This window comes from Borborobacter xinjiangensis (assembly GCF_047739745.1).
Classification (GTDB): Bacteria; Pseudomonadota; Alphaproteobacteria; order Rhizobiales; family Rhizobiaceae; genus Pseudaminobacter.
Genome location: NZ_JBLLVA010000027.1, coordinates 34,547 through 54,134, shown reverse-complemented (window position 1 = coordinate 54,134; position 19,588 = coordinate 34,547). Strand labels below are relative to the sequence as shown.

The 19,588-nt window shown below is 60.7% G+C and carries 18 protein-coding genes and 3 pseudogenes; 9 read left to right on the top strand and 12 right to left on the bottom strand.

Annotated features, from left to right (window positions below):
* Positions 1–614 precede the first annotated feature (614 nt).
* The 3 genes and pseudogenes from ACLKMW_RS21670 to ACLKMW_RS21660 form a co-directional block, all read left to right on the top strand.
* Positions 615–876 (top strand): annotated as a pseudogene (locus ACLKMW_RS21670) (ISNCY family transposase); the annotation flags it as partial.
* A gap of 106 nt (positions 877–982) precedes the next feature.
* A complete protein-coding gene (locus ACLKMW_RS21665; RefSeq protein WP_415726605.1) occupies positions 983–1,135 on the top strand; it encodes a hypothetical protein in 153 nt (50 codons plus the stop codon).
* Positions 1,136–1,369: 234 nt separating this feature from the next.
* The gene (locus ACLKMW_RS21660; protein WP_415726603.1) at positions 1,370–1,645 is read left to right on the top strand and encodes a DUF2277 domain-containing protein; all 276 of its coding nucleotides are present in this window, start codon (positions 1,370–1,372) and stop codon (positions 1,643–1,645) included.
* Positions 1,646–1,927: 282 nt separating this feature from the next.
* Here the strand turns inward: ACLKMW_RS21660 and ACLKMW_RS21655 are convergent, their stop codons facing one another.
* The 3 genes from ACLKMW_RS21655 to ACLKMW_RS21645 form a co-directional block, all read right to left on the bottom strand.
* On the bottom strand, positions 1,928–2,854 hold the full coding sequence (locus tag ACLKMW_RS21655) for an SRPBCC family protein (protein ID WP_415726602.1): 927 nt from the start codon (positions 2,852–2,854) through the stop codon (positions 1,928–1,930).
* A complete protein-coding gene (locus ACLKMW_RS21650; RefSeq protein ID WP_415726601.1) occupies positions 2,851–3,192 on the bottom strand; it encodes an ArsR/SmtB family transcription factor in 342 nt (113 codons plus the stop codon). Before ACLKMW_RS21650 ends, ACLKMW_RS21655 begins: the two co-directional genes overlap by 4 nt.
* A gap of 75 nt (positions 3,193–3,267) precedes the next feature.
* The gene (locus ACLKMW_RS21645) at positions 3,268–3,612 is read right to left on the bottom strand and encodes a hypothetical protein (RefSeq protein ID WP_415726609.1); all 345 of its coding nucleotides are present in this window, start codon (positions 3,610–3,612) and stop codon (positions 3,268–3,270) included.
* Here ACLKMW_RS21645 and ACLKMW_RS21640 point away from each other — a divergent pair.
* Positions 3,526–3,815 (top strand): annotated as a pseudogene (locus ACLKMW_RS21640) (mechanosensitive ion channel family protein); the annotation flags it as partial. The gene ACLKMW_RS21645 and the pseudogene ACLKMW_RS21640 sit on opposite strands and share 87 nt — an antisense overlap.
* Before the next feature lie 163 nt (positions 3,816–3,978).
* On the opposite strand, the gene ACLKMW_RS21635 reads toward ACLKMW_RS21640, so the two are convergent.
* The 4 genes from ACLKMW_RS21635 to ACLKMW_RS21620 all read right to left on the bottom strand — a co-directional run bounded on the left by ACLKMW_RS21635 (position 3,979) and on the right by ACLKMW_RS21620 (position 6,622).
* Complete coding sequence (locus tag ACLKMW_RS21635; RefSeq protein ID WP_415726608.1) at positions 3,979–4,272, bottom strand: hypothetical protein; 294 nt, start codon at positions 4,270–4,272, stop codon at positions 3,979–3,981.
* Positions 4,273–4,287: 15 nt separating this feature from the next.
* The gene (locus ACLKMW_RS21630; protein WP_415726600.1) at positions 4,288–4,932 is read right to left on the bottom strand and encodes an acyl-homoserine-lactone synthase; all 645 of its coding nucleotides are present in this window, start codon (positions 4,930–4,932) and stop codon (positions 4,288–4,290) included.
* Between the two features lie 81 nt (positions 4,933–5,013).
* Positions 5,014–5,733: a helix-turn-helix transcriptional regulator gene (locus ACLKMW_RS21625; RefSeq protein WP_415726599.1), complete on the bottom strand. Its 720-nt coding sequence runs from the start codon at positions 5,731–5,733 to the stop codon at positions 5,014–5,016.
* 601 nt (positions 5,734–6,334) lie between these two features.
* Positions 6,335–6,622, bottom strand: coding sequence for a DUF982 domain-containing protein (locus ACLKMW_RS21620; RefSeq protein ID WP_415726607.1), 288 nt, complete (start codon positions 6,620–6,622; stop codon positions 6,335–6,337).
* A 460-nt stretch (positions 6,623–7,082) separates the two neighbouring features.
* Here ACLKMW_RS21620 and ACLKMW_RS21615 point away from each other — a divergent pair, with 460 nt between their 5' ends.
* From ACLKMW_RS21615 to ACLKMW_RS21605, 3 genes are all read left to right on the top strand, one after another.
* Positions 7,083–8,855 (top strand): DEAD/DEAH box helicase, encoded by a 1,773-nt coding sequence (locus ACLKMW_RS21615; protein ID WP_415726598.1) that lies wholly within the window; start codon positions 7,083–7,085, stop codon positions 8,853–8,855.
* Between the two features lie 630 nt (positions 8,856–9,485).
* A complete protein-coding gene (locus tag ACLKMW_RS21610; protein WP_415726597.1) occupies positions 9,486–10,715 on the top strand; it encodes an aminopeptidase P family protein in 1,230 nt (409 codons plus the stop codon).
* A 212-nt stretch (positions 10,716–10,927) separates the two neighbouring features.
* Positions 10,928–11,800: a LysR family transcriptional regulator gene (locus ACLKMW_RS21605; protein ID WP_415726596.1), complete on the top strand. Its 873-nt coding sequence runs from the start codon at positions 10,928–10,930 to the stop codon at positions 11,798–11,800.
* A 68-nt stretch (positions 11,801–11,868) separates the two neighbouring features.
* Here ACLKMW_RS21605 and ACLKMW_RS21600 read toward each other — a convergent pair whose 3' ends face one another.
* Genes ACLKMW_RS21600 through ACLKMW_RS21585 form a run of 4 tightly spaced genes read right to left on the bottom strand, consistent with a single transcriptional unit; the run spans position 11,869 to position 16,115 of the window.
* Positions 11,869–12,687 (bottom strand): ABC transporter permease, encoded by an 819-nt coding sequence (locus ACLKMW_RS21600; RefSeq protein WP_415726594.1) that lies wholly within the window; start codon positions 12,685–12,687, stop codon positions 11,869–11,871.
* Positions 12,688–12,696: 9 nt separating this feature from the next.
* Positions 12,697–13,893: an ABC transporter permease gene (locus ACLKMW_RS21595; RefSeq protein WP_415726593.1), complete on the bottom strand. Its 1,197-nt coding sequence runs from the start codon at positions 13,891–13,893 to the stop codon at positions 12,697–12,699.
* Positions 13,894–13,930: 37 nt separating this feature from the next.
* Positions 13,931–15,070 carry an ABC transporter ATP-binding protein gene (locus ACLKMW_RS21590; RefSeq protein WP_415726592.1) on the bottom strand — a complete coding sequence of 380 codons (1,140 nt, stop codon included), beginning with the start codon at positions 15,068–15,070 and terminating at the stop codon, positions 13,931–13,933.
* 19 nt (positions 15,071–15,089) lie between these two features.
* Positions 15,090–16,115, bottom strand: a complete 1,026-nt coding sequence (locus ACLKMW_RS21585) for an ABC transporter substrate-binding protein (protein WP_415726591.1) — start codon at positions 16,113–16,115, stop codon at positions 15,090–15,092.
* A gap of 1,171 nt (positions 16,116–17,286) precedes the next feature.
* Here ACLKMW_RS21585 and ACLKMW_RS21580 point away from each other — a divergent pair.
* Together ACLKMW_RS21580 and ACLKMW_RS21575 are read left to right on the top strand one after the other, a co-directional pair.
* The gene (locus tag ACLKMW_RS21580) at positions 17,287–18,198 is read left to right on the top strand and encodes an exosortase/archaeosortase family protein (RefSeq protein WP_415726590.1); all 912 of its coding nucleotides are present in this window, start codon (positions 17,287–17,289) and stop codon (positions 18,196–18,198) included.
* A gap of 13 nt (positions 18,199–18,211) precedes the next feature.
* Positions 18,212–18,658: a hypothetical protein gene (locus ACLKMW_RS21575; protein ID WP_415726589.1), complete on the top strand. Its 447-nt coding sequence runs from the start codon at positions 18,212–18,214 to the stop codon at positions 18,656–18,658.
* On the opposite strand, the pseudogene ACLKMW_RS21570 reads toward ACLKMW_RS21575, so the two are convergent.
* Positions 18,642–19,248: pseudogene (locus ACLKMW_RS21570) on the bottom strand (IS110 family transposase); the annotation flags it as partial. The gene ACLKMW_RS21575 and the pseudogene ACLKMW_RS21570 sit on opposite strands and share 17 nt — an antisense overlap.
* Positions 19,249–19,588: the final 340 nt, after the last annotated feature.

Below are 19,588 nucleotides of genomic sequence, written 5' to 3'. Positions count from 1 at the left end.
GGTGGACGGGCCATACGCTCTCCTGATTTGGTCTGCTACCTCAGCAAGGTTCGACGCGGTCGAAGGGGCTGACAGCTTCGTGATCGTGAACGGCAAGATTGCCTTTCAGTCTATCCACTACGGGCTTAGGTCCTGACCGTCATTACCAACAGTGACAGACCGGAAAAGCCGCGCTATCCGCGATAGTTTGCGAGAGGACGAAGTCGCGATCGTTTCCGTCTCCGTCCGGCTCCCAGCCTTCGGAAGATCGGAGGACTAACCGAATCCAGATCGAGGCGGATGAACGATTTGAGAATCGACTAGAAAGTTTGGCATCGCGCGCCCAATGAATCACGCAGTCGAAATCCTTCGCCAGCCAATGGGTGAGATCAAGGGACGAGCGGCGATTGACGCTTACCGGACTGTCGACCTGAACAATCGCGACCTTATCGCTAGCGCGGCAGACCAGCTAATCGCGAGAAAATTACCGGCCTTACGGCGATCCAGGATCAGGCGCGGGCCGATGCCTCACGAATCGAAACCTTGCTCGCAAGTTCCCACATAACGGCCCTTACGGGTGCGGCCGTCCGGGTCGGCGCTGCTGTTGCCGCGTGGCGCGGCACCCAGCCTTTGGTGCAGAGGTGGAGTTCACGCGTTGCCGGCCCTATCGGAAGAACGACCAGGCACATGTCGAGCAGACGAACGGAGCGACCGTGCGTCGGATGATTGGATATCGACACTACGCCGGCATCGCCGCCCGCCCGAGAGTTGAGCCGGTTCTACCGAAGCATGCGCCTCTTCGTGAACTTCTTCCAGCCCTCGTTCAAATTGAGGGAGAAGCGCCGCGACGGCGCGCAGGTCACGAAGCGGTATCGTGCTGGCGGATCCCGACATCGCCCCAGACGGTCAAGGATGAACTCTCGGGCATATTCGGTGGGTTGGATCCTATCCCGACAGGTTGCTGCGAACCGTGCAGCGGCGGGTCAAGACCTGGCGCAGCGACATGGCTAAGGCCCTGGTGTTTGGCGACGCCGAAATGAAAGGCGCCGATAGGATGGCCACTAACGCCCTGCGCAATGTGATGGCTCCGCGCGTCAGTGGCCATCCCGAACTGACCGAGACACAAGATACGCCTCGCTCAGGAACATTATCATGAGGCAACAAAAAATCGCGTTCGGGAACATCCCGGGATGAGGCAATACGAATCTCACCTCGGCTGGCCTTCGGATACGCCATAATCAATGTCGACTTTCGGACGTTAGCCAGCACATCTTTAACGTCCGAGATGCAGCGCTAGGCGGACATGCCGGTTAAGCGGCACCCTTTGGCGTCCTGTGTTGCATCGGCCGGGGCCTAGTGCAACACTGCACGACCAGCGGAGGAGGACACCATGTGCCGCAACATTAAGCCGCTGTTTAACTTCGAACCGGCAGCGACCAAGAACGAGATGCACGACGCGGCCCTGCAGTTCGTGCGCAAGATCTCTGGATCCACTCGGCCCTCACAAGCAAATGAAGCCGCGTTTTATGACGCGGTGGAGGAAATCGAACGATCTGTGCACAAGCTCTTGCACGCTCTGGAAACCAAAGCACCGCCCAAAGACCGCGAGGTCATCGCTAATAGGGCGCGCGAGCGTCAGATGCAGAGGCCATCTGCGAGGCGGTAACACGGCCGACCATGCACTTTGTGCCGGTGAAGCCTCCCGAGCAGCAAAAATGTCATGATGCTTTACCGGGTCCGGTTGATGCTGCCAGCAGAAACAGATTGAACGCGTTCCGGGCACACCTATCCGAGTTCGGGGTCGTGGCGCCAATCGGGCGGAAGGGGGTTGAGCAACTGCTCGTGGTTATCAACGACGAAAACGACGCCAGGATACCAGGATACCGCTGACGCTCGGCTATGCCTGCGCATGCGCGAGGCGCAGCTCGGGATAGGTGGCAACCCGGCCCTATTGCGACGCGACGAAGCGCCCCAACTTGCCGAGGGTCTGCAGCCCCAATTCCATTGCCCCGAAGCCCTTCGCCTCCTGAAACTCGGCAGCCGTGCTGAATACCATGCCCAGCGTTACCTTGGTCGCTCCATCCTGATCCTCGAACGAGGCCCAGGCATCGGCATGTTTCGGCCCGTTCTCGCCCCATAGCAGCGTATAGCCGATCCTCTCCTCGGGGCGGACCTCGGCATAGAGATGGTGGTTCGGGAAGACCGTGCCATCGGGCGCGATCATGTCGAATACCCATTCCCCGTCCGCTCGCAGGTCAATCCTCTTCGTTCGGCAGGAAAACCCGTCCGGCCCCCACCATCGCGGCAGCGTCTCCGGGTTCATCCACGCTCCCCACACCAAGTTCCGAGGCGCCTGGATTACCCGCTGCAGCACCATGGTCCGCTCCGCCGCGCCCGCGAGGTTGTCCAATCCTGCGCTGAAGCCCTGTCGGTAGCCCGCCTCCATGTCATCGGTCAGCGAGGAAAGCTGCACCGTCACCACTATCCGGCTGCGCTCGCCCGTACCTAAGAAATCCGCCGTCACCAGCGCAGCCGATTGGTTCACGCCCTCGGAGGAGATCACTTCGTAGTTCACGCTGCATACCGCTGGCTGCAACTCCAGCCAGCCTCCTTCGCAGCGAATGTCTGGTTGGCCTTCTACCTTGCAGACCGAGACCTCGCGTCCACCCACTTTGGTGTCAGCCTCCAAAAACTTCACCGTGACGTCGGGCGTGGGCGCGGCCCAGACTGCCCGCGCGGCCGGCGCCGTCCAGGCCTGCCATAACACGGATAACGGCGCGGCCATTTCCCGTTCGAAGGTCAGCGTCGCAAAGCGGTCTGGCCTATCATCAGCCGCGGCATGGATTGTGCTGCTCGAATGCGGGTTCGATGTCATTCTGCGCGTTCCTTCATCACATTCATCACATAGGCGTCCAACCGGTCGAGCCGTGCTTCCCAAAGAGCCCGCTGTTCATCGAGCCATGTGCGCACCGGCTCCAGCGCCTCCGGCACGATGGCGCAGGTGCGTATCCGCCCGTCCTTGGACGTGGCGATCAACCCTGCCTCTTCCAGCACTGATAGGTGCCGCATCACCGTGGGCAACCGCAGGCCCGTGGGGCCTGCCAATGTCGTCACCCGCGCGGGCCTCTCAGCCAGCCTGCTCAGAATTGACCGACGGGTCGGGTCGGCCAGAGCATGGAAGAGTAATGAGATATCGGGATCATGCTTAGCCATATCGCTAACTATCTCCGGCTTTGCCATGGAACGCAAGGAAAAACTTCGTCAGATTGCTAAGTTTCCTCCCCCGGATCATCGAACGGTCGCGAGACGGCGGCGTCGGAGACCTTTGGTCAACGAGCCGTTCGCATCTTTATCGACGTCGGCATCGCCGTGGCTCTCGGCCTTTTGTTCTGCCAGCTGGCAGGTACTGTCTTGGAGGTTCTGGCATCGAGAGAGAATGCCGGTGCGGGCGGGCAGCCGGCCACCCGTGACCAAACCTTCGTGCCGCTGGTTCGGGCGGTTTAACGCCTTCATCATCGCCGCGACCGGCATGATCATCCTGGCTTGCTCGGCGTGAACATAGGGCCGCTTCTCGCGGGAGCCAGCATATTCGGCGTGGCCCTCGGCTTTGGATCGCAGGCGCTCGTCAAGCATATCATTTCAGGGATCTTTTTCTTGTGAGACGATGGGTTTCGCATCGGCGAGTACATCGAGACGGGCCAGGCGAAGGGCACGGTCGAGGCTATCTCTATCCGCTCGGTAAAGCTGCGCCATCCACGCGGGCCATCTTTACGGTGCCGTTTGGCGAGGTAGGGGTGGTCAACAACCAGAGTCGCGACTGGGCGCTGATCAAGCTGGAATTCCTGTCTGCCCGCGACGCATATCACCAAAAGCGGCGCGGCAGCCTGGGTTTGTTGTTCGTGAGGCCCGTGTCAGCCACCGGCGGTTTGGTCTATGGGTTAACGCCGCCCGCGCGCGGTCATCTGTGGCGGCCCCATACCCACCCGGCACGACAGGAAGCTAATGCATATATCCGCTATGGATGCGCGGCCTCTCTTCGATCTCGGCATCCGGCGCCGGCGAGCCAGTGCCGTCTAAAATCGGCTCGCTTGCCTCGAGCTCGATCGCTTCCTGTTCCGTGATGCTTTCCGCTGCCATGCGCAGCATGCAGGCAAGAGAATGCAGCTTGTCCTTTTTTACCGACGGAACCAGCCTGCCTGCAAGGGTCAGCAGGCAGGCTGCGGTCTCCAACTGGCTCTTCGAGAGCCTCTCGGGAAGAAAAAGCGTCTTGGGAGGACGCGAAGATTTATACATCACACAGCCCGCAGGTCAGATTGCTAGTCTGTCGACAATGAACGGCTTTTGCTCGCCACGGCGGACCAGCAGCGAATAATCGATGCCAAGCAAGCGGCGCACGCTTGCCAAAGCCTCTTCGACGACATCGGTGTAGGCAACGATGCACCACTCGCCGTCGACCACCTTCGCCAGCCCGCATGGCCGTACATTCCATCTCAGTCGACCATGATGGGTCATGAAGTAGGTCTTCTGGATGCCTCCAACCGCAGATAGAGCTTCCTCAAGCGCATATTCCATTACGGCACAGGAGAGCTGAGTGATCGTTCCCCTGACGCCGCGATCCGCCGCATCTCCATAGACATAGGTTCGCGTCCATTCCGCATAGTCCGGACGCCGTGGCACGCCTGTGAGTTCGCACATGTCGGGAAAGACTTCCGACACCAGATGCGGCTCGCTGGTCGGGATCAGCCGCGCCGAGGTGATCACATGGCCATCCTGCATACCCAGAATGTAGGTTGCCGCATCCGTGTCGAACTGATCGATCTCGCGCCCGTCTGGGCTTTCAGGGCGCCAATGCTTTTGACGCACGAATGCATCGTGGCGACGGCGCAGGAACTCGTCGAATTCGTTTTCGTATAGCGCCTTGTTGCGCGAAGTTACGATATGCGCCCGTATCATGATCAGCTCACCCGAACAGTGAGCCGATGATGGCAATGAGCCACACGATTGTCAGGTATCAAGGTCGATACCTTGACAGGCTTATGGACGGATAATTCTTCTCCGGATCGCTTCCACGACCGCCTGCATGGTGGTCGCAGTACCCAATACCTCACGCGCCTTCTTTTCGTGCTTGCGCACGGTTGCCTCGCTTATACCCAGGATGACGGAGGTGTCCCAGGCGGACTTGCCTTCGGCAGCCCATAGCAACACTTCCCTTTGACGGTCCGTAAGAGGATCATCCTCGATTTCGCCATGCGAAAGCGCTTCGATCGACATTCCGGCGTAAATCGCCATCGTGACAAGCAAGGACTGTTCATGCTCGGACATATAGCAGCGGGGCCGTCCGGATGCGAACGACACGACAGATTGCCAATGGCTGTAGGAGTGCATGGGAACCGCGAACCCGCTGCGGATACCGAACTCGGTCGCTTCGTCCTGCACCAGCCTGTTTTCGGGTGTGCCGGACCAGCGTTCCGGTATCTCATGCCACTCGAAGGGTAAGCGTGACTTGGCCGAATAGATGCATACGGCGTCGGACTTGGCGTGTTCCTTCTCGCAATATCGCTCGAACCACCCCTTTGGCCAGCCCATCAATTCGACCATAGGCGCGAGCTTCTGCCCGCCCACAGGCACGCCCGACAGGATGAGATGCTCAAAGCCGAGAGATTTGGCGCTCGCCAGCAGGTCCTTCAAAAGCGCCGCGGAGCTGCCGTGGCTGCGGCATCTCTCGATGAATCCGTAGGCATCCGCTCCGATCATGGTCCTCGCCTCCCACCCAGCGCGAAAGCATCAGTATTGGTCAAAAAGGTCTAAATCCTTTGTACTACCAATCCAAGGTAGAGAACATCTCATTTTTGATGTGAGGCGGCCAATCCCGCCCCTCCGATGGACCTGGACGTGTGGCTGGGTTCTATCGCGTTCGCCTGCGCGGCCTTGCGGCACCGCGCGCCCCGCTGTCGCTTCCTTCACTGAGTTCAAGCCCCGGGGAGCCGTTTGTGGCTTCTGGCGCGGCTGAATGCAACCTCCTGAGCCCGAGACCTTTGCCAAGCGCCGTGACTTCTCAGCCTGGCTGGCGCTGCTTCCATTTGCGACATCAATCGGCGGCAAGCAGAACTTTGGGCGATAGCGGTGGAAGGAGCGTATGGTACGACTGGACTTCGCCTTTATGGAGTGGCTCTGCTCTAGCGCAGCTACGATTGGCTCCTGCCCGACAGAGCACTGGCGGATTCAGCTTTGGATGTGGCTCCGCAAGCGAAGGTCGGGCCGATCCTCATCAGTCTTGCGACTGGCGTCTTGCTGGACGCTCTTGGTCGACTGCTATTTCGCTGTTTGCGGCATCTCTTCCGACCGGTGAACCAGATCAACGAAATGCCAAGCGTCGATTGCTGCCCTTCGAACGTAAGGTGTATAGGATTCCCGCTGCCGCTGCAGCCTCTTTAAAGAACCGAAGACCCTGCTCCGGCGGCATCCGAGCGGAAACTACCCTGCCGCACATCGCGATTGCTTCTCGCGCCTCGTGGTCCGGCTTCACCGGCCAGCTTCCGAGGAGGAAATCGAGCGCCTGCTCGGCCGAGAACACCACACGGACTGAAGCGATTGGATCGCCAGTTCGAACACATACAGGCTCAGGAAAACGGTGACGGAACATGATCCGACAACGCGCGCTGACCACTGTTGTTCCTCGGCGAGTACATCGGAATCGGCCTTACCATGGCAGGCAATCTATGCTGGCAGGAGGACTTCGCCTGTCAATGGCCATAGAATCGGACGCGGTATCGTCGCGTAAATCAAACCCAGCCTGTGATGACAAGGGCGCACCGTTTGCGCGTTGATGACGTCGCGCCAATGCAGAGCTTAGGAAATTGGCATTGAGCCATGCTGTATTGTTTTCCCGACCGCCGCGTCAGCCGGCCTGAACAAAAATCATCTTCGACGCTTTCTCGCGACGACCTTGAGATGGGCAGTCCACCCATCCCTCCACATCGGCGGGGCGTAGCGTAGAGTACCTTCAGGATGAGGGAGCCGGACACCGGCGCGCCTCTCCAAAAATTGATGCCCAAAACGAAGATTAGCTGGTATGCGGCCCGCTCACAGGGATTGTGACGACCATGACGCTGAATGCCCACGCAGACAATTTACTCTTGCCGGCCAATATACATCCCGCCCTGGCTTCCGCGCTCGCGGCCAAAGGCTATAGCCAGCTGACGCCAGTCCAGCTGGAGATGGCGAATGGCGGGTACGGCGAAGCCGACCTGCTGGTTTCGGCGCAAACCGGCTCGGGGAAGACGGTGGCCTTCGGAATTGCGATCGCGTCGGCGCTACTTGGAGAGGCCGAGCGTTTCGGCGCGCCCGGCCAGCCGCTCGGCCTGGTCATTGCACCCACCCGCGAACTCGCCATCCAGGTCCAGCGGGAACTTGACTGGCTCTACGCAGCTGCGCAGATCCGAACCGCGACCTGCGTTGGCGGCATGGACATGCGAAACGAACGCCGTGCCCTGGAGCGTGGTGCGCATCTGGTGGTCGGTACGCCGGGACGGCTGCGCGACCACATCACCAAGGGAGTGCTTGACCTTAGCGCGCTGCGCACCGTCGTGCTCGATGAAGCCGATGAGATGCTGGACCTAGGCTTCCGCGAAGACCTAGAATTCATCCTCGGGGTCACACCGGAACAGCGTCGGACGCTGCTGTTCTCGGCTACAGTGCCGCGCGGCATTGCCGAACTTGCCAAGACCTTCCAGCGAAACGCGTTGCGGATCGCGGCAACGGTATCAACCGCGCAGCACGCCGACATCGAGTACCAGCTGATGCTGGTGCGGCGTGACGAGCGCGAACATGCCATCATCAACACCCTACTGGAATCCGACAGCACGAGCGCTCTGGTGTTCTGCCATACGCGCGAAGCCGTTCGCCACCTGACCGCACGCCTCGCCAACCGGGGCTTCTCCGTGGTTTCGCTGTCGGGAGAGATGGCGCAATCCGAGCGATCGAACGCGCTGCAATCCATGCGTGTTGGCCGCGCGCATGTCTGCGTGGCCACGGACGTCGCGGCGCGCGGCATCGATCTTCCAAACCTTGACCTGGTGGTCCATGCTGACGTGCCCAGCAACCCCGCGACCCTGCTCCACCGATCCGGCCGAACCGGCCGTGCCGGTCGCAAGGGTATCTGCGTGCTGATCGTTCCCGAGTACCGGCTCGGCGCTGCGCGGCGTGTGCTCGCGCTGGCCAACCTGTCGGCAACCATGCGGGCGGCGCCCGGCATCGCCGAGATCGAAGCACGCTACCGCAAGCACATCCTGGACACCGCACTCGCCGCTCCGCATCCGGATGAAACGGAAGCGGCTTTCGTCGCCGAGTTGCTGAGCCAGGCCGCGCCGGAGCGGATTGCCGCTGCCTTCCTGCGCCAGCAACTCGCCGCTCGTCCTGTCCCGGAGGAACTTTGGCCGCTTCCAATCGACGCGATGCAGGCGCGAAAGCCCGACCGCGAAAGGCGGTTGAAGGGGGACCGCGGCACGGCGCTCTCTCGCGAGCCGCGCGGCCAGGCCGTGGAGGGTGGCGTCTGGTTCACGATTTCGCTAGGACGCAAGCAGCGAGCCGATCCGAAGTGGCTGCTGCCGATGATCTGCAAGGCCGGAGGCGTGGCGAAGGGCGACGTCGGCTCAATCAAGATCGACGACACCGAGACCCGCTTCGAGATCTCCGCTAACAAGGCCGCCGCCTATAAAGAAAAGCTCAGGCGTCCCGGCAGTACCGAAAGGAGTATCGTCATTGCGCCCGCTGGCGAGCATCACCACGGGCAGCTTGGGCAAGCGAAACCCAAGTTCAAGCACGCCAGCAAGCCAAGCCACAAGCGCAAGGGCACCAAACCGGGCCGCCCTGTCTGATTGCACGGCGCCTGTCTTTGGCGCCCCACGGCCTTCCTGCCCCGTTCGTGTGTTTCGGCATCCAATTTTGCACCGCGGATTGACAACAGGTTCCTACGGGGGATCCGGGATCCTTTTCCACAAGCACCCCACTAAGTCGAGACGTGTCCGCCGGAGGGGAGACGATCGTGCTCTGGGACATTGCCTCGCCAACTCGGGAAGGTTCGTCCTATTCAGTCGCCCCTAGCAAATCTGCTTGTGACAGAGCAGCGCGCCGGGCTGCGTTGCCGAGATCGGCATGCCGCTGATGGTTCAAACGGCACTATCCTCAAGTAGCCGCGATCTGGTGGTCTCGCCGGTTGTAATGACGGGACCGCACCGAGCGTTCTGCAGATGTCCTAACGCCCTCACGACGCCAGCCCGAGTCTTCCGGCCATGCGGGGCGACGCGAGGGCCTGCCATTCCCGTTCCAATTTCGATCTCACGATTCTGCACAGCTTGTCTCGCCCCAATGAACACTATGTCGGTAGGGACATACCCTCATGGCTATCTATCAAGGCATGTCTTTTTTCTATTTCACCGCCCTCTCGGCAGCGCCTAGTAGCTGGCGACCTCCCCAAATGGGAGCATCTCGCTCAGGAGACACGGACAATGAATGCAGGCATACAGTCGGACGATTTGCCCCGGCTTCAGGAAATGCACAATGGGGAGAAGGTCGTCCCCACCTTCAGCGAAACTGAGATGAAACGTCGACAGGATGGCCTGCGTCGAATGCTGGCGGATCTGAAGCTGGATGCGGCTCTGGTGACGTCGTACCACAACATTAATTACTTCGCCGACTTCATCTATTGTTCCTTCGCCCGCCGCTACGCGCTGATCGTGACGGACACCAAGGCGACCAGCATTTCCGCAGGCGTGGACGCCGGCCATCCCTGGCGCAGAACCTTTGGCGACAACATCACCTATACGGATTGGCGCAAGGACAACTATTTCCACGCGCTACAGCGACAATTGAAGGGGCTGAAGCGGGTCGGGATCGAGTTCGACCATGTCACGCTGGAGAGCCGCGCACTTCTGCAAGAGGCTTTTCCGGACGTGGAGTTCCGAGACATCGGACAGCCGATCATGTGGATGCGCACGATCAAATCGCCGGAGGAGATCGCCATCATCACCGAAGGCGCCCGCACGGCGGACGTTGGCGGTGCGGCAATCAAGGCGCTGGTCGCCGAAGGCGTCCCCGAATATGAGCTCGCGCTGGCCGGTACCCAGGCGATGGTACGTCACATCGCGCAGGTCTATCCGCACGCCGAACTTATGGACAGCTGGGTCTGGTTCCAGTCAGGCGTCAACACCGACGGCGCGCACAACCCGGTCACCAGCCGCCAGCTGCAGAAGGGCGACATCCTTTCGATGAACTGCTTCCCGATGATCGCGGGCTATTACACGGCGCTCGAGCGCACGATGTTCTTAGATCACGCTTCCGACGAGCAGTTGAGGATCTGGGAGATCAATTGCCAGGTCCACCGCCGCGGTCTCGGGCTTCTGAAGCCCGGCGCGCGCTGCGGCGACATTGCCGCCGAGCTGAACGAGCTTTATCGCGAGAACGGCCTTTTGAAGTACAGGTCGTTCGGTTACGGGCATTCCTTCGGCGTCATGTGCCATTATTACGGCCGCGAGGGAGGCGTGGAGCTGCGGGAGGATGTCAACACCATCCTGCAACCCAACATGGTCGTTTCGATGGAGCCCATGGTCTCCATCCCGGAAGGTAGCCAGGGGGCCGGCGGATACCGAGAGCACGACATTCTGGTGCTTCAGGAGAACGGCAACGAGAACATCACCAAGTTCCCGTTTGGACCAGAACACAACATCATTCCCGCCTGATGCGAAGCCGAAGGCGCCCGCCCAAGGGTCGAGCGCCTTCGACCCTCCAGGAGGCATGCATGACTATCGGTGCCGCGCGCCAGACGCGCCACCGCTTTGCCCGCACCATGAGTTCGCCTAAAACCCGACGCTGGTTAGGCGGCGTTCCGTTTGCATGACTGAAAGAGGCCGGCCGCCGCAACTACCTGCAGTCACAACACCGAGGTTCTTCTATGCGGAGTATTCCGACCGATCTCTTGCGGACTTTCGTCACCATCATCGACGTGCGCGGCTACACCCGCGCCGGCGAGCGTCTCGGTCGGACGCAGCCCACGATCAGTTCCCAGATAAAGCGGCTGCAGGACCTGCTCGGCATCCAGCTTTTCAGCCGCGACATTAAGGAAGCCGGAGGCGTCTACCTCACCGAAGAGGGGGAGGTCGTGGCGTCCTATGCCCGTCGCATTCTGCTCCTGAACGATGAGATGGTACTGCGGATTTCCCGCCGCGACACGCGTGGAAAGCTGCGGCTGGGCATTCCCAGCGACTATGCGGATCATTTCATGCCCAAGCTCATGGCTGGCCTGACTTTCGATCAGGCCGGGTTCACCTTCGAGGTCGTCTGCGATCTTTCCTATGTCCTGCTGAAGGAGCTACGCGAGGGTCAGTTCGACATCGTGGTCGCGATGACGGCGGACGGTCCGGCGGAGTCGGCGTTCATGACCTGGCGTGAGCCGCTGACTTGGGTGGGCAGCAGCACCACGGTCGCGCTCGATGACCCCCTGCGCATCGTCAGCTTCCCGGAAGGCTGTATCTATCGTCGCAGCATGCTGGGCGCGCTGCAGCGGGAAGGGCGCAACTTCGATCTCGTCTATTCGAGCCCGAGTCAGTCCTGTCTCGAATCCGCGATCGCGAACGGCTTTGGCGTCAGCGTCCTGGCAAAGCGGGTCTTGTCCGACAAGGTCTGCCAGATCGGCCTCGACAAATCCCTGCCGCGTCTGGAGGATGCCGTCGTCGGCATTTACGTCAGCGACCGGGCCCGCTCGGCAACCCAGAGCTTTGCGGCACGCTTCGCCGACATGTTCGTCAGCCACAACGCCGAGGACTGAGTGCGCCCAGCGCACAATCGGGCAGCGCCGCGCGCCACCAGCTGAGTGGTGCAATGCGATGTGCCGCGTCACGCGCGCGATTTCCTTCCGCGCGCCGTCAGCAACATCACGCTTGCGAACAGTAGCGTCGATACCCCGAGCAACAGGGTGGCCGCGACCATGATTGTCGGATTGATCTGGTCACGGATCCCCGAGAACATCTGCACCGGCAAAGTGCGCTGCTCGGCTCCGGTCAGGAAAAGCGCGATCACGACTTCATCGAACGACGTGGCGAAGGCAAAGACTGCGCCCGACACCATGCCGGTCGCGATATTGGGCAGCGTCACGCGAAAGAAGGTCGAAAGAGGTGACGCGCCCAGGCTTCGCGCAGCCCGCGAGAGATTGGTGTCATAGGTCGACAGCGTGGCGGTGACAGTTATGACGACAAAGGGTGTGGCGAGCGCGGTATGCGCCAGGATCAACCCGAGCTTCGTGTCCGTCAGGCCAAGCTTGCCGAAGAACAGATAGGCGCCCACCGCAACGATCACCACCGGCACGATCATCGGCGAAATCAGGATCGCCATGACGAGCCTGCGGAATGGAAAATCGTGACGTGACATGCCCAAAGCAGCGAGGGTGCCGAGCGCTGTCGCCAATACGGTGGCTGCTAGCGCCACCACCATGCTGTTGGCGATGGCCTTGATCCAGCGTTCGTTGCCGAAAAAATCCTCGTACCAGCGTAACGAATAGCGCGCGATCGGAAAGCTGAAAAACGGATCATGGGACAAGGACAGCGGCACGACCACGAACAGCGGCATGACGAGGAAAGCCAGCACGGCGCAGGCGAAAAGGACAACGCAGACGCGCCCCAACCGCTCCGCCGGCATCGCGTATGTCGGAAGCCACATGATTGACCCTCACCCTAGCCGGATCTTGTCCGCGCCGACAAGGCGCAAGAACAGCACGTAGATTGCGACCGTGACGGCGAGAAGGACCACACCGAGAGCGGCAGCCATTCCCCAGTTCAGTTCGCGGTTGATGTAGATGGAGATGAGATTTGAAACCATCTGGTCGTTGGCGCCTCCAACGAGGGCCGGGGTTATGTAGTAGCCAAGCGACAGGATGAAGGTCATCAGGCAGCCCGCCACCACGCCCGGAAGCGTTTGCGGTGCGTAGACCCGCCAGAAGGCGCTCAGCGGCCCGGCCCCGAGAGATCGCGCGGCGCGCACATGCGAAGGATTGATCGCGCGCATGACGCTGTAGATCGGCAGTATTGTAAAGGGCAGCTGTATGTGGGTCATGGCGGTGACCGTACCAACGCGCGTGTAGATGAGCTGGACCTTCTCGTCGATGAGGCCCAGCAACATCAGCACGTCGTTGATGATGCCATCGGTCTGCAGCAGCGCCACCCACGCCGTCGTCCTGACGAGCAGGGAGGTCCAGAGCGGAAGCAGCACCATCAGCAGCATCACGCTGCCGACGCCTCGCGGTGCCAGTGTCAGGACATACGCAACCGGATAACCCAGCAACAGAGTGCCGACGGTCACCATCAAGCCTATCAAAAGGGTCCGTCCCAGCACCGCCAGGAAAATGCCCTGGTCTTCGTCCGCCCACCCCAACGAGCCGTCCGCGCTTCGGATCAGATCCATCGCCATCAGGAGATAGTAGGGGGTGACGGCCGTGCCATTGCGCTTGATGACAGACCAAATTTCGGCGCTGCCCCACATAGGATTGGACGCCAGCAGCGCATCCTTAAAGGACCCGCTTAGTTCGCTCGCCGCCAAGCGGCTTGCAGCGACGAATGCGCTGCGGCTTCCGGAAACTTCATAGTTGAGCCTTTTTCCCAGCAGCGCGGCCGTGCGGTTTGCATGCGCTGCCTTGAGGTCTTCCTCGAAAGCCTCGAACACTGCGTCCGAGGGGATTTGAGCTCCCTTCCATCCCTCGAGCGAGCCGAGCGTCCGAGGCAGGATCTGCCGCGTTTCAGGGTTGCCGACGGCGGCCACCAGTAGAAAGGCGATCGGCAGGAAAAACGACAGCAGGAGGAAGCCCTGCAGCGGCAGGGACAGAGCGAAAGCAGCGCGCCGCGCCGGGCGTTCGGCACGTTTGACTGCCATGAAAACATCGATTTGGTCGTGTAGCTCCGCAGTCATCCTACCCCCGAAGCAACAAGCAGTCATTGGCGTTGCAGGCCAGCCCCACCGTGTCGCCCGGGTAGAAGGAAAGTCCATCCGAGGCATTCAGGCGGATGGAAATATTGTCTTGCCCAAGAGCGCTGACCCTCAGCCTGAGGTGATCGCCGAGAAAGAAGGCTTCGCGGATTTGGCCCGAAAAGACATTTGAGCGACCTTCAGGCTCCGCGCCTGCGAGCCTCAGCTTCTCGGGCCTGATCATCAGGCGCAGGTCCTTGCCGTCGTTGCAGTGATCCGGGGCAACGCATTTCATGAGCGTGCCGTCCTGCGCCTTCACGACCGTCATCGGGCCTCGTTCCTGCACGTCGCAGACGATGGCATTGTTCTCGCCGATGAAACCAGCGACGAAGTTGTTTTCCGGCGCGTTGTATAGCGTTGCCGGGTCTGCGAGCTGCTGGATGACGCCGGCATGGAAGACCGCGATCCTGTCCGACATGGTCAGCGCCTCGGATTGGTCATGCGTCACATACACCATGGTGATGCCAAGCGAGGTCTGGATCTGCTTGATCTCCATCTGCATGTGCTCCCGCAACTGCTTGTCGAGAGCGCCCAGCGGCTCATCCATCAGCACCAGCGAGGGCTCGAAGACGAGCGCACGCGCCAGCGCGACACGCTGCTGTTGGCCGCCCGAGAGTTGACCCGGCTTCCGATCGGCCATGGCATCCAGATGAACCATTGATCGGGCCTTGCGAATGCGGTCCCGCGCCTCCATTCCCTTGACACCGCGATAGCGCAACGGGAAGGCGATGTTCTCGTCCACGGTCATGTGCGGGAACAGCGCATAGTTTTGGAAAACCATTCCGATATTGCGCTTCTCCGGTGGCAACTGCTCGACGGGCTTGCCGTCGAGCAGGATACGACCGAGCGTTGGCCTTTCGAAGCCGGCCAGCATCATCAACGTCGTGGTCTTTCCCGATCCCGAGGGACCGAGCATGGTGAGGAACTCACCTTCCCGAACCGACAGATTGAGGTCTTTCACCACGAAATGGATGCCGTCGTAGGACTTGCGCACGGACTGGAAGCAAACCAAGTCCCGGTCAGCCGCGCCCTTCATCATGTTGCGGGCAGTCGGCTGCCCGAAAGACTGAGCTTTGATGTTCATCGCCGGGTCGTTTCGATCTTTACTGCGACAGCCAGGATATGAAACGGCGGCGGATCTCCTCGCCGTGGTCGCCCCAAAAACCGTTGTCCAGCAAAAGTGAGGTGGTCATATTGGCGGGGCTGGTCGGCAGGTTCGCCTCGTCCTCCGGCGCGACGAAACCGCTGGCCGACTTTCGGACCGGTCCATAGGGGATATACTTCGTGGTGCCGGCAAGGATTTCGGGCTGTACCGCAAACTTGATGAAGTTCATCGACCCCTCGATGTTCTTGGCTCCCTTGGGAATTGTCCAAAACATCGAATCCAGGATCTGATTGTCCCAGACGATGGCGAACTTACGTCCTTCCTTATTGGCGTCGTGGATTCGACCGTTCCATGCCGTTGTCATCACCACTTCGCCCGAGGCGAGCAGTTGCGCAGCCTGCGCGCCGGCCTCCCACCACAGGATGTCCTTCTTGATGGTATCGAGCTTGGCGAAGGCACGGTCGACGCCTTCCTTGGTGGAGAGCACGGAATACACGTCGGCGCTTTCGACACCGTCGGCCAGCAGTGCGAATTCCAGGTTGGTCGCAGGGTTCTTCCAGAGACCGCGCTTGCCTGGGAATTTCGCCGTGTCGAAGAGATCGGCAATCGTCTTCGGCCCGTGGGAGAGCTTTTCGGTATCGAACGCCAGGATAGTGGAATAGACGATGTTGCCTACGCCGCACTCCGACGCCGTTCCCTCAATCCATTCTTCCTGGGAGCCGATCAGGGCCCAGTCAATAGGTTCGTAAATGCCTTCATCACAGCCTTGCCGCAAGGTCGGCGCATCGACATCGACCACGTCCAGGGTGGTGTTGCCGGCCTCGATCATCGCCTTGATTTTCGCGATCTCGCCGCCGTACTCCTGTTCGATGATGCGGATGCCGGTCTGAGCGGTATATGGCTCGAACACCGCCTGGCGCTCAGCGGCCTGATAAGCTCCGCCAAAGCTCATGATCGACAGGCTTTCCTCAGCCTGCGCGACGGCCGGGCAGAGCAAAATCGCGAGCCCAGATGCCAGAAGCATGGAACTTGTCCGTGAAGATGTCATCAAGCTTCTCCCTCCCAAATTCAGCCGCGGGGTGCGATGCGAAATCGGAATTACGCCAGTGCGCAGACCCTATTGGCTGCCTTGAGAGATAGAAAATTGAAATTCGTTATGACTTCATCGAGGATGAAGGCGATGCCCGTATTTGACAAAGGAGCATTGGCCAGCCCTCTAATCAGTGGTCCGGCTCATGCGGACGCCAATGCCCGAAAATTTGCGCGAAGATAGTTAGCTATGTCATCCAAAGTGGAGCGGAATCGGGAGCACATTCGACCAGATTTCGTGGCACGAAAACGCATTCTGAGCCACGTTCGACTCGGCCCTTCTACCAACGACGCTCAATTCGAGCTACCTGCATCCCTCCCCTTCTGCCTGGGTGAAACGCCTCCCAATGACCGCCGCAATAAGTGCAGTGGAAGCGAAAAGCACGGGCTTGCGCGAAAACGGGAGTTCAGTGCGCTGGGGGCGCTCTTCGTCGGCATCAACAAGCCGCGTCCTCCTCAGATTCGGCTGGTCATCGGCGCCAGATGGCAACTGGTCTGTGATCGATTACCCAATTTGGGGGATAACGCCCGATCCGCCGAGGATCGCTGAGATCGCGCTCATAACTCTCCGTGCAGTGCTCACACGCGGAGGCATCACGCGACACAACAAGTTGCAACAGTGCGCTCATCCGCCCTGCGGGCCGAAACGGGAGCGTTCGATAACTGGTTGAAATTGGAACGCCGCGCGAAGCCGATTGGACACTCGACAAATCGTATGAGGGACGCCTCCGCCTCTCGGATCTGCGCCAAGGTTACGCCTTATGCGTAACGTGGCACGCGCGGGCGTTGTGGTAAGCTCAGTCAGTTTCTCTACGGGCGGGAGGTAAGAAAGATGCACAAGATCAAAACCTTTGCGTGGGCAGGCACAGTTTTCTTGATGGCCACGGCTCCAAGCTTTGCAATGGGGTGGTGGTTTCCCGGTCAGGGGGATGACGGGGGAACCCCGCCGCAAAGCCATTCCGCGCCGGGGCCTGTCCTTGGGCTCGGCCTCCCAGCTTTGGCGATCGCGGGTGGGTACGCAGTGTATTTGCTCCGGCGCAGGAAATAGCTGTACGCGTGAGCGGCTGCGGTTTCACGCACTCCGTTCAGTGAGGTGCCGGGAGGCCGTGACGAAACGTCCAAAACAACTTTCCCGTGCCGATGCGTCCAGGTCACGCGCGCGCGCTTCGACCTCGGCGACCGCGCCTGATGCGGGCGCTCACCCGCAGGCCACACCGGTCACCCGGGGTCTGTTGTTTGGTGGCCTCACTATTGTCGGCTTCGCCAACGGCATCAGCGAACGGGCCGCCGATCAGATTGCCGGGAGCGGTGTCTTGTCGGCACTGTTCAACACACTCGGGGTCAGCGCGGTGGTCTGGGCGGCGGCTATCCTCGCCCTGTGGTTGCTTGCGCGGGCCCCGCGCGAGGCTCCGACATGGATGGACCTGGTCGCAGCCGCAGCCGCCGCGATCGCCTTCTTGCTGCCCGTCCCGTCTCTCGCCTGGCTGGCGATCGCGGGGTTGGCAGCTTGGCTCGCCTGGACCTCACCGCCGTATGGCCCCCTGCGGCGGGCCGCTGTCGTGCTCGTCGCCATGACCGTGCCGATGCTATGGGCCCGCATCCTCTTCGCTTCATTCAGCAATACGATCCTCGGCGTGGACGCCAAGCTCGTCGGCTGGCTGGTCGGAACGCAGAGCACGGGCAACACGGTCCCCTTCGCCAACGGAAACGGCGTGCTGTTCCTTGAGCCGGCATGCTCTTCACTCACCAATGTGTCGCTCGCTCTTCTGTGCGGCGCGCTGTTCGTGAAGGCCTACGATCGGCCATGGTCGCGGTCGATCATCGGTTCAATCCTGCTTGCCTGCTTTGTTACAATCGGGATCAACGTGTTCCGGATCTCACTCATTGGCGTTTTCCCCGGCTATTACGCGCTGATTCATGGTACAGCCGGCGCAATGGCGGCGGAATGGGTGACTCTCCTGGCGGTTCTCGCCATCTACACCGCAGGGATCAAGCCTGATGCGCCGGCTCACGCTTAGTGTAGTCCTTGGCATGCTGCTTGCAGCGAGCCTCGCTATCAAGGTCTATGGCCGAGCCACGCCGAGCGGCGGGATGGCCGATGTTGGCGACCAGGACATCGTGATCCTTCTTCAGAAGCACGGCTTTAAGACGCATAGAGCTGCCGCGGAAACGGATCCGGCATGGGTGCACGGCGTGACGGACGGCTGCCAAATCGACATCGCTGGCGTCTCTCCGCAGGGCTGGCATCGCGCCGTCGTCGACTGGTACGCAGCAGGAAAGCATCTTCGATATTCCGCCCTGGGCGAACTGCACTATGAGCAACCCATATTGACGCCGATGTTGACACACTATCTCGCGCGACTTCAGCGTTATGCTGGGATCAACGCCAAAGAAGTGAAGATCCGGGCGATCGTCGTTGCGCCCGGATGCCCGGCCGATGTCATTCCGTCCTCGGAACTGTCAGCGCTGTCGGATTGATGTTTGCGCCTGGAACCGCGATCACCCGAGCGTCGTCGGTCCGGGCCGTGGTTGCGAACTCGGCATCAAAAGCCGCGGGTCTAGTTCCTCCCAGCGCGAGCGCATGTCCTCGAGCAGGAAGGCCATCCCTGGGCTCAGCGTGTCGCCGCCATTGTCTAGCAGTTCACCAAGCAAGAGGCGCAGTCGGGCGTGGCCCTGCGCCACGACATATCCGCGCTCTAAGAACAGGCTTCTGATCTGGTTGGTCAACGAGGTGCATTCACTGACCAGGCGATCGCGCACTCGGTGCAGTGCCTGGACGTCGAGCTGCTCCTCGCTCTTGAGTTCGACGAAGCGCATGGTGGGTCGGGTCGCCGCTTCGGCGATCGCTTTGGCATCGCGGTCGTTATTCTTTTGAGCCTTGACGTAAGGCCGCACATATTCCGGCGACATCAGCCGGACCTCGTGCCCCAGCGCCAGCTTCCGGCCCATGTGATGGGCACCACAGCTTGCTTCCATTGCCATCGTGCAGGGAGATAGCTTTGCAGCGAACGCGATCACCCCGTCGCGTCGCATCCGCCGTCGCACGATCACTGATCCACTTCGTCCAATCCAACGACGCTACAGCTATTCTTGCCAGGTCGATGCCAAGGATCATAGGAAGAGCCTGGCGCCCAAGCCTGACGGCGGTCGCCGTCATTCCACGCTCGACGGCGGTGCGTGTTTCTCGTCACGATCTCGTGCGATGTAGCATTCGAATCTGTGCCGGAAACCGTTCTCAGGCTGGCGGATGGCTGGGTCGAAGGCATGAAGCTGGGTCGAAGGCATGAACTAGGACCATCAAGCTTGACGTCGGTCTTGCGCTCAAAGGCCTCCTCCTGCCACCAGATGAGTGTTGTCCGCGCGTTCTATCCAACGACGTGCGGGGCATCTACTGCCGACGGCGGGGTC

What these genes read in the sequence shown, in the direction of transcription:
- ACLKMW_RS21590 (WP_415726592.1), bottom strand. Translation starts at nt 15,070, where the DNA reads ATGAACATCAAAGCTCAGTCTTTCGGGCAGCCGACTGCCCGCAACATG.
- ACLKMW_RS21605 (WP_415726596.1), top strand. Translation starts at nt 10,928, where the DNA reads ATGCGGAGTATTCCGACCGATCTCTTGCGGACTTTCGTCACCATCATC.
- ACLKMW_RS21595 (WP_415726593.1), bottom strand. Translation starts at nt 13,893, where the DNA reads ATGGCAGTCAAACGTGCCGAACGCCCGGCGCGGCGCGCTGCTTTCGCT.
- ACLKMW_RS21585 (WP_415726591.1), bottom strand. Translation starts at nt 16,115, where the DNA reads ATGCTTCTGGCATCTGGGCTCGCGATTTTGCTCTGCCCGGCCGTCGCG.
- ACLKMW_RS21645 (WP_415726609.1), bottom strand. Translation starts at nt 3,612, where the DNA reads ATGCTTGACGAGCGCCTGCGATCCAAAGCCGAGGGCCACGCCGAATAT.
- ACLKMW_RS21630 (WP_415726600.1), bottom strand. Translation starts at nt 4,932, where the DNA reads ATGATACGGGCGCATATCGTAACTTCGCGCAACAAGGCGCTATACGAA.
- ACLKMW_RS21655 (WP_415726602.1), bottom strand. Translation starts at nt 2,854, where the DNA reads ATGACATCGAACCCGCATTCGAGCAGCACAATCCATGCCGCGGCTGAT.
- ACLKMW_RS21665 (WP_415726605.1), top strand. Translation starts at nt 983, where the DNA reads ATGGCTAAGGCCCTGGTGTTTGGCGACGCCGAAATGAAAGGCGCCGAT.
- ACLKMW_RS21600 (WP_415726594.1), bottom strand. Translation starts at nt 12,687, where the DNA reads ATGTGGCTTCCGACATACGCGATGCCGGCGGAGCGGTTGGGGCGCGTC.
- ACLKMW_RS21660 (WP_415726603.1), top strand. Translation starts at nt 1,370, where the DNA reads ATGTGCCGCAACATTAAGCCGCTGTTTAACTTCGAACCGGCAGCGACC.
- ACLKMW_RS21575 (WP_415726589.1), top strand. Translation starts at nt 18,212, where the DNA reads ATGCTGCTTGCAGCGAGCCTCGCTATCAAGGTCTATGGCCGAGCCACG.
- ACLKMW_RS21610 (WP_415726597.1), top strand. Translation starts at nt 9,486, where the DNA reads ATGAATGCAGGCATACAGTCGGACGATTTGCCCCGGCTTCAGGAAATG.
- ACLKMW_RS21620 (WP_415726607.1), bottom strand. Translation starts at nt 6,622, where the DNA reads ATGTTCCGTCACCGTTTTCCTGAGCCTGTATGTGTTCGAACTGGCGAT.
- ACLKMW_RS21615 (WP_415726598.1), top strand. Translation starts at nt 7,083, where the DNA reads ATGACGCTGAATGCCCACGCAGACAATTTACTCTTGCCGGCCAATATA.
- ACLKMW_RS21625 (WP_415726599.1), bottom strand. Translation starts at nt 5,733, where the DNA reads ATGATCGGAGCGGATGCCTACGGATTCATCGAGAGATGCCGCAGCCAC.
- ACLKMW_RS21635 (WP_415726608.1), bottom strand. Translation starts at nt 4,272, where the DNA reads ATGTATAAATCTTCGCGTCCTCCCAAGACGCTTTTTCTTCCCGAGAGG.
- ACLKMW_RS21650 (WP_415726601.1), bottom strand. Translation starts at nt 3,192, where the DNA reads ATGGCTAAGCATGATCCCGATATCTCATTACTCTTCCATGCTCTGGCC.